We start from the raw sequence: 9729 nt of genomic DNA on the forward strand, positions 1-9729 counted from the left end.
TACTACCGGAATCCTACCTATATGAACTTCGACGAGTTCTATAAGCTGCAATCCAAACAAAGCGAACAGGACTACTGGCAAAAAAGGGCCAGCGCACTCGGTAACCTGAACCAACGCGCCAACGGACCCGCCCTCTATAACGGCAATAACCTGTTCGACCGTATTTTTGGCGGCAGCAAAGTAGATATCCGCCCCCAGGGTAGCCTGGACCTTACCTTCGGATACCAGGGCCAGAATATCAAGAACCCCGTACTGGTGGAACAGGCCAGGAAGAATGGCGGGTTTAATTTTGATATGGGCATCAATATGAACGTGGTAGGGAAGATCGGGGATAAACTGAAACTTATCACCAACTATAATACCCAGTCGCAGTTCGACTTTGAAAACCAGGTTAAACTGGAATATACCGGCTACAACGATGAAATTATCAAGAAGATTGAAGCCGGTAACGTGAGCTTCCCCTTGCGCAGCACCCTCATTTCGGGTATACAGTCGCTTTTCGGGGTGAAAACCCAGCTGCAGTTCGGCCGCTTAACCGTTACCAGTGTACTCTCCAACCAGAAATCGCAGAAGCAGAACCTCATGCTCAAAGGCGGTACCCAGGTGCAGGACTACAACCTCAGGGCCGATGAGTATGAAGATAACCGCCACTTCCTGCTGGCGCAATACTTCCGTGATAACTTTAATACCGCCATGTCTAACCTGCCGGTAATTAAATCGCTGGTCAATATCACCAGGCTGGAAGTGTGGGTAACCAATAAAACCGGGGCCACCACCCAAACCCGCGATATCGTTGGTTTGATGGACCTGGCGGAACAGAACCCCTACAATAAAACCGATATCAATGTACTTACCAGCTCCAAGCTACCGGACAGGGGAACCAACGACCTCTATTCAAAACTGATCAGCGACCCCGCCAGCAGGAACACCGGAACAGTAGTGAGCCGCCTCCTGAATATTGGACTGCAACCGGTATCAGAGTTTGAGAAAACATTTGCCCGTAAGCTCGATTCTACAGAATACATCTATAACCGCCAGCTGGGTTTCATCTCCCTTAACCAACAGTTACAGCCAGATGAAGTACTGGCTGTAGCTTACCAGTACACCTACAATGGAAGGGTGTACCAGGTAGGTGAGTTTTCCCAGGATGTACCCCCGGATCAGAACAACAGCGCCAACCAGCCGGTGCTGTTCCTCAAATTGCTGAAAGCCACTTCCGCCCGTCCCACCCTCCCGGTATGGGACCTGATGATGAAAAATATTTACGCCACCGGCGCCTTCCAGGTGAATAAGGAAGACTTCCGCATGGATGTATACTATAAAGACCCCGGGGCCGAAGGACGCCCTCCCAGCGACAAACGGTATATCCCCGATGCCAAAGGCGACTACGCCGGCGCACCGATCATTACTATTCTGAACCTCGACCGCCTCAATAACCAGCTGGATCCACAGCCAGATGGCGTGTTCGATTACGTGGAAGGCTATACGATCAATTCCCTTACCGGTAAGATCATGTTCCCCGTACTGGAACCATTCGCGGATGGATTGAAAAAGGCCTTTAACGGCGATGCCGCCCTGGAAAAACAATACCTCTATAACGTATTATACGATTCCATCAAAGTAGTGGCGCAGCAGTTTCCGCAACTGAACCGGTATGTGATCAGGGGATCCTATAAATCGGCCAGCAGCTCCGAAATCAACCTCGGCTCCGGTACCACCATCCCGCCGGGATCAGTAGTGGTTACCGCCGGCGGGCAGCAGCTCCGTGAAAATGTGGATTATATCATCGACTATAACCTCGGCAGACTGAAAATCATCAACGGAGGCGTACTTAACTCCGGTGTGCCTATCAATGTGCAGTTTGAAAATAATTCCCTCTTCGGGCAACAGGTCCGGAACTATTTTGGTACCCGCCTGGATTATCTTGTGAATGATAAACTGAGCCTGGGCGGTACAGTAGTGCGTATGAGCGAAAGACCGTATTACCAGAAAGTGAACTATGGGGAAGACCCCATTAAAAATACCATGGTGGGCCTCGATGCGAACTACGCCTCCGAATGGAAAGGACTTAACCGCTTCCTGGATAAATTGCCCAACTATACCAGCTCTTCTCCTTCCAATATCCTGTTCACCGGCGAGGTAGCCCGTTTGTTCCCGGGCCACAGTAAGCTGGTGAATGAACCCGGCAGCAAAAGCGGTACTGCTTACATCGACGACTTTGAAGGCGTGAAAAGCGGTTATGACCTGAAGTTCCCGGCTACCAGCTGGGCGCTTGCCTCTACGCCAAAAGGCGCTACCGATGCCAATGGCAGGGTGATGTTCCCCGAAGCAGAATTGAATAATATCACGGATTACGGAAAAAACAGGGCAAAACTGGCCTGGTATATCATAGAACCAACCCTCCAGTTACCCAAATCCCCTAACCTGCCCGCGGGTATTTCTGTAGACGATCAGTCGGATCCGCGCGTAAGGCTGGTATACCAGAAAGAAGTGTTCAAAAACAGGTCTACCGACTTCGGACAAAGCCAGTTAAGCACCCTCGATCTGGCTTACTATCCAACAGAAAGAGGTCCTTACAACTTTACCAATACCCCTATAGCCATGGATAACAACGGCCACCTGAGCCGGCCACAGGGTAAGTGGGGTGGTATCATGAGGGCTATTGATAACAGCGACTTTGAAACAGCCAATATAGAATACATCGAATTTTGGATACAGGATCCTTTTATCAAACAGCCTAACAGCACCGGCGGTTCCCTGTATTTCAACTTAGGTAATGTATCGGAAGATATCCTCAAAGACTCCAAAAAATTCTTTGAAAACGGGATGCCCGATCCCCGCCAGGATCCGAATAAGATCGACTCCTCCAAATGGGGCCGTGTACCTAAGTTCCAGCAGCAGATCACCCAGGCCTTTGATAATGATCCCAATATCCGCAACTACCAGGACGTAGGATACGACGGTTTAAAATCGCAGGATGAAGCCGCCTTCTTCAAAGGCTATATGGATACGCTGCGCCAGAACTTTGGCGGAAGCCCGGTGTATAACCGCGCCGTTCAGGATCCGGCAAACGATGATTATAAACACTACCGCGACCCGGTATATAATGGTCTTACCATCCTGCAGCGTTATAAGAACTACAGCAACCCGGAAGGTAACTCCCCGGTATCCGACCCGAAATCACAGTTCTCTTCTGCAGCTACCAACATTCCTGAATCAGAAGACCTGAACAGGGACAATACCATGAATGAAACGGAAGAATATTTCCAGTATAGGGTGGATCTGAAACCCAACATGGCAGTAGGTTCCAACTTTATTGTGGATAAGATAGATGCAGATGTGACATTGCCCAATAACCAGAAAACAACCGAAACCTGGTACCAGTTTAAAGTGCCGCTGAACCAGTTCAATGCCAAAATAGGTAACATACCGGATTTCAAATCCATCCGTTTCATGCGTATGTTCCTTACCAATTTCAGCGATTCTATCGTAGTGCGTTTCGGTAAACTGGAATTGGTGCGCAACCAATGGCGCCGCTACCTGTACGAACTGCGTCCCGGTGATCCTATACCGCTGGATAATACCACTACCTTTAATTCTTCTGCTGTAAATATTGAAGAAAACTCTTCCCGTACACCTATTCCATATGTACTGCCCCCGGGAGTAGTACGCCAAAATACCATCAGCACCAACAATACTACCCTGCAACTGAATGAACAGTCCCTGTCTGTTCAGCTCTGCAACCTGCAGGACGGCGAAATGCGCGCCATGTACAAAACACTGAATATGGATCTGCGCCAGTACAAAAAGCTGCAGATGTTTATTCACGCAGAAGCAGTAGGTACCGCCACTTCGCTGAAAGACGGGCAGGTACAAGCGGTGATCCGTATTGGTAGCGACTTTGTAAGCAACTACTACGAATACCGCATCCCGCTGAAAGTAACAGATTGGAATGGTCCTAAAACAGCGCTCGATATCTGGCCGGAACGCAACAACCTCGATCTCCTGATGTCGCAGCTCAGCACCCTGAAACAGCAACGCAACATGTGCGATTCCTGTTCACCGCTGCTGCCATACCCCGCCAACCCGGTGGCCGACCAGTACGGAAACTTTATGACGGTAGTGGGTAACCCCAGCCTGGGCGACGCCCGTACCATGATGATAGGTATCCAGAATCCAAAAGACGATGGGCAACCCCGCTGTGCGGAAGTGTGGCTGGATGAACTGCGCCTCACCGATTTCGATGAAAAAGGCGGGTACGCGGCACTGGCAAGGGTAGATGTACAACTGTCAGACCTGGGATCCATTTCCATTTCCGGTAATATGCATACCGCCGGGTTCGGAAATATAGATCAGCGCGTAAATGAACGGTTCAGGGATAACTTCCTGCAATACGATGCAGCCGCCAATCTCGATCTGGGTAAACTGCTGCCAAAGAAAGCCGGGATCTCCATTCCTGTATATGCCGGTTACTCACAATCGGCCAGTAACCCCGAATATGATCCTTACGACCTGGATATAAAACTGAAAGATAAAATTGCCCTCGCCAGGAGCAGGCGGGAGAAAGATTCCATCCGGCGCGATGCACAGGATTTCACCTCCATCAAAAGCCTCAACTTCACCAATGTCCGGAAACTCAACCTGGGTGGCGGCGGAAAACGGCACCTGTGGGATATAGAAAACTTTGACATCAGCTATTCCTTCTCACAGATCCTGCGCCATAACCCCATCATTCAAAGTGATGTGCTCACCAAGCACAGGGGAGGCCTGGGTTACAACTACGCCGGCCAGCCGCATTACCTGGAACCGTTTAAAAAACTGATCAAAAGTAAAACGCACTGGCTCGATCTCATACGCGATTTCAATGTTAACTACGTGCCCTCTATCCTGAGCTTCAGGGCAGACGTTTCCAGGCAGTTTGGCGCCACCCGCGTGCGTAACGTAGGCGGCGACGTAAAATACCAGCTCCCGGAAACCTATAATAAATACTTTACGTTCGACCGGTACTATACCGTTAAATGGGATCTGACACGAAGCATCAACTTTGAATTTAATGCGGTGAATAATGCCCGTATCGATGAACCCAACGGCCGTATCGATAACTCGGCGAAGAAAGATACCGTACGCCGCAACTTCTTCAAAGGCGGGCGTAATACCAATTACATGCACAACGCCAACTTCACGTATACCTTGCCTACGGCGAAGTTCCCGGCACTGAGCTGGACCAATATCGCGTTCGGATACAGTACGGAATACCGCTGGACAGGCGCTTCCCAGCTGGCATTGTATCTGGGTAACGCCATTGAAAACTCCCAGCAGAAAACACTGACAGCGGAATTTAAATTCGTGGAACTCTATAATAAATCGAAATTCCTCCGCAATGTGAATGCAAGGAAGCCGCAAAACAATAACAACCAGAATAGTAATAACAAAAATAATAACGGTAACCAGTCGAACCAGAACCAGACCGCATCTTCCGACGAAATTTCTCCATGGGTGAAAGGTTTGCTGAAACCATTAATGATGCTGAAACGGATCGGGTTTAATTTCAATGAAAACGCCGGTACCCGTTTACCAGGTTATATAGACAGTACCAAGATCATTGGTATGAACTGGGCCACCATGGCGCCGGGCCTGAACTTCGTATTTGGCTACCAGCCGGACCGGAAATGGTTCGACAAATTTGCACAAAAAGGACTCATTACGCCGGATACCTTGTTTAACATCCAGGCGCAACAACAATTTACACAGCGTTGGGATTTACAGGCCCAGCTGGAGCCGATAAATGACCTGCGCATTGATCTGACCATGACCAAGTCGTTTACCAAAACACATACGGAACTGTTTAAAAATCTCACAGACCCGGCAGACTTCCAGCACCTGAGCCCATATGATGCCGGTGGTTTTGAAATTACCTATATCGCTATCAAAACCATGTTTGGTAAAATCAATACCTCGGATGGTATTTCACAAACCTTCCGCAATTTTGAATCGTACCGTAACACCATCTCAAAAAGGCTGGGCGCTGCAAATCCATACAATAAAGATCCGGGTGTTCCATCCGGTGATCCTAAGGATCCAACCTACGCATACGGTTACACCCGGTATGCACAGGATGTGCTGATACCGGCCTTCCTGGCGGCTTACACAGGTACCAGCCCGGATAAGGTATCGCTGCTGAAACAGGGCAACGATAATGTGAAGAGCAATCCTTTCAGCAATTATGTTCCGAAACCCAACTGGAGCCTCACTTATAACGGGTTAACAAAGCTGGAGCCATTCCGCTCTTTCCTGACCAACTTTACTATCAGGCACGCCTATACGGGTACATTGAGTATGAACTCCTACAATACATCGATGTATTTTGAAGATCCGCGGCTTTCCGGCTACCCCGCGTTCAGGGATACCATTTCGGGAAATTACTATCCGTACTTTATGGTGCCTAACCTTACGCTTACGGAATCCTTCTCGCCGTTACTTGGTGTAGATCTTACTTTTGTGAACAGCCTCAATGCCAGGGTGGAATTTAGAAAGAGCCGTTCCCTCAGTTTGAGCCTTATCGATTACCAGCTTACAGAAGTGCGTTCCAGTGAAATAATTATTGGTGCAGGCTACCGCGTAAGAGGCGTCCAGTTGCCATTCTCCCTGAGCAAGAATGGAGGTAAAAAACTGCAGAACGATATGAACTTCCGGCTGGACCTCAGCTTCCGGGACGATAAAACCGCCAATAACCGGCTGGATGCCGACCTGGCTATTCCTACCAGCGGCCAGAAAGTAGTGGGTATCTCACCATCTATCGATTACGTAGTGAATAACAGGTTGAACCTGAGATTCTTCTACGACCGCAGGCAAACCATACCGGTGATTTCTACCGCATACCCCATTACCAGCACCAGTGGCGGTATTACCTTCCGGTTTGTACTGTCGCAATAGGGAATAAATATATATAATGGATTTATAGTTAGATGAATAACTGCATAAATTGTCCCGTTTGTCTAACTATAAATCCGTTTTTTCATAACAGGGGATTGATAATTATTTACTAGGTTTGCGGCGTGAAAGGGTTTGGGATCATATGCATATTTCTGGGTCTGCTGTTACAAAACTTCAGCAGGAGCGTGATTTTCGTGCAGTTTAAAATGAACCAGTCCTACATTGCGAGCGTTCTTTGCGAAAATAAGAACAAACCTGAAATGCACTGTAACGGTCGCTGTCATTTGAAAAAGGAACTCGACAGGGATGCACAGCAGGACAAAAACAACAACACCGGGAAAGATAAATACGAGGTGATGTTTGTAGAAGCGTTACAATCTTTCCACACTACGCCCCCCGTTAATCAGCCCGTTTTTAACGCCTGTTATAAGGCGCCCCGCCTTCATTCACTGGCACTCTCCATCTTCCATCCGCCACAGCTGGTAGTAGCCTGATTTTTGAACTTATACTACCTGACTAATCCTGTTCGCCATCAGCGAACGGTACAATGACGTACATACATGAAACAATGTTGTTTACTCCTCATTGCATGCATGGCTGTGGCTAACAGTTATGCACAGCAGATACATGGGCGCGTGGCAGATGCTCAAACAAAAGAAGCGCTGCCAGGTGTGAATGTAAGGCTGTTACACGCCACTACCGGGTGTAATACCAACGCACAGGGGAAATATGAATTAACAGCTGCAGAAGCAGACTCCATAGAAATATCATACGTGGGATATGTTCCTGTTCAATTGCCAGCGGAAGCAGCTGCAAAAACACCGGTGATTTACCTGCGGCAGCGCACTACCAGCCTGAACGAGATCATCGTTTCTTCTTCACGCGATAAACAGCAGCGCTCAGAAGCGCCGATAGCCATCAGCACTATCTCCGCTCAAACACTGAGCGAAACCAAAGCCACTACCCTGGACAAGGTACTGAATAAAGTGAGCGGCGTATATATGGTGGACCTGGGCAATGAACAGCATACAATGGCTATCCGCCAGCCCATAGGCTATAAAAGTCTTTTCCTTTACCTGGAAGATGGTATTCCCATCAGAACAATCGGCGACTTTAATCACAATGCACTGATTGAAATCAATATGGCTGCATTGAAATCCGTGGAAGTGATCCGCGGGCCCGCTTCCTCATTATATGGCAGCGAAGCAGTAGGCGGCGCCGTTAACTTTATTACAGCCTCCCCAACATTGGTGCCTACTGCCAGGATCCAACTGGAAGGCAGTAACCGGGGATACAAAAGAACAGATTTCAGTGTATCCAATGCCGTGAAAAAAGTGGGCTTTGCCGTAGGCGGTTACTATGCCAGTCAAACCAATGGTTATATGGACCATAGCGATTTCCATAAACTGGCGCTCACCGCTAAAGTGGAGTACCAGGTAAATGAAAAGAACAAATGGACCAACGCCGCTACACTGATCAATTATAAAACAGACCAGACCGGTGGGCTCGACAGCACCCACTTCTTTGCAAAAGACTACCGCAACTTTCAAACATTTACCTATCGTGAAGTAAAGGCGTTGCGTGTGCGCAGCACGCTGGAACATGAATGGGATAACAGCAACCATACTACCTTTACCGCCTTCTTCCGTAACAATACGATCGGGCAAAATCCTTTCTATGCTATCAAAGACATAAGAGGCACGCTGAAGGCAAACGGGCAGATCAACAGCGACGGCTTCAACAGCTATGGCATTATTGCGCAGCATAAAAAACAGTTCAGGTGGAAACAGGCAGCGCTTATTGCCGGTATCAGCGCGGACTATAGCCCTGCTACCTATGTAGCTAACTATATAGATATTACGAAAGATGCTGCCGGTTATTACGCTAGTTATCGTAATACTGATTCCGTGCTCACCGATTACCGGGTGGGATTGCTGAACAGTGCCGTGTACACACAGTTTGAATTTTCTCCATTGCCGGAAATGAGGGTAGTAGCTGCTTTGCGTTACGATCGTATGGATTATAATTTCGAAAACCATCTCACGCCTTCTGCATATACCGGCGCACCCAGCGAACGGAATAATTTTAATGCCGTTACGCCTAAACTGGGACTTACTTATAACCTCGGTAAAAATCGTGGGTTGTATGCAAATTATAGTGTAGGATTTGCGCCGCCTAACATTTCAGAATTGTATACAGGTGTAAAAGTACCGGTGCTGAAATCGGCTACTTACCAGAACTATGAAGCAGGCGGATGGCTTGCCTTTGCACAGGAGAAAGGTTATGCGGACCTCAGCATTTACCGTATGAATGGCAGCAATGAAATTATCAGTGTAAGAAATGCCGATGGTATATATGAAAACCGGAATACCGGCGCCACCACCCACAGCGGCGTAGAGTGGAATATTAAATACACGCCGCTGCCGGGCGTATTTGTACGCAGCAGCGGTACTTATGCCGAACATCTTTTTAAAGCTTATTCAGATGGAAGTAAAGTGTATAACAATAACCAGATGAGTGGCGCCCCTAAATGGATCACTAATACTGAAGTTACCTGGAAACCTGCATTCCTGGCTGGTTTCAGGATAGGCGCTGAATGGCAGCATATCAGCAAATATTATATGGATCCTGCCAACACGGCTGTATATAACGGGTACGATCTGTTTAACGCCAGGGCAGGGTATACCTGCAAAAGGTTTGAGTGCTGGCTCAACTGTATGAATGTTGGCGATCAGTTGTATGCCACCACCGCAGAACAATCTGCCTATGGCAAAACCTACAGGGTAGGCCCGTCGC

General features: G+C 48.3%; 3 protein-coding genes. All 3 read left to right on the forward strand.

All coding sequences use genetic code 11. The annotated features are described in order from the left end of the window. Positions 1-21: 21 nt before the first annotated feature. Positions 22-6933, forward strand: coding sequence for a cell surface protein SprA (gene sprA, locus VN105_RS04930; RefSeq protein WP_414647225.1), 6912 nt, complete (start codon positions 22-24; stop codon positions 6931-6933). Between the two features lie 284 nt (positions 6934-7217). Continuing rightward, positions 7218-7427, forward strand: a complete 210-nt coding sequence (locus VN105_RS04935) for a hypothetical protein (protein WP_325638517.1) — start codon at positions 7218-7220, stop codon at positions 7425-7427. Between the two features lie 66 nt (positions 7428-7493). Further along, positions 7494-9729, forward strand: a 2236-nt coding sequence (locus VN105_RS04940) for a TonB-dependent receptor (RefSeq protein ID WP_325638519.1), incomplete at its 3' end; no start/stop codon positions are given.

The sequence above is a fragment of the Chitinophaga sp. genome, assembly GCF_035564935.1.
GTDB lineage: Bacteria > Bacteroidota > Bacteroidia > Chitinophagales > Chitinophagaceae > Chitinophaga.

Coding starts and splice junctions, on each gene's coding strand:
- sprA (WP_414647225.1), top strand. CDS start 22: ATGAACTTCGACGAGTTCTATAAGCTGCAATCCAAACAAAGCGAACAG.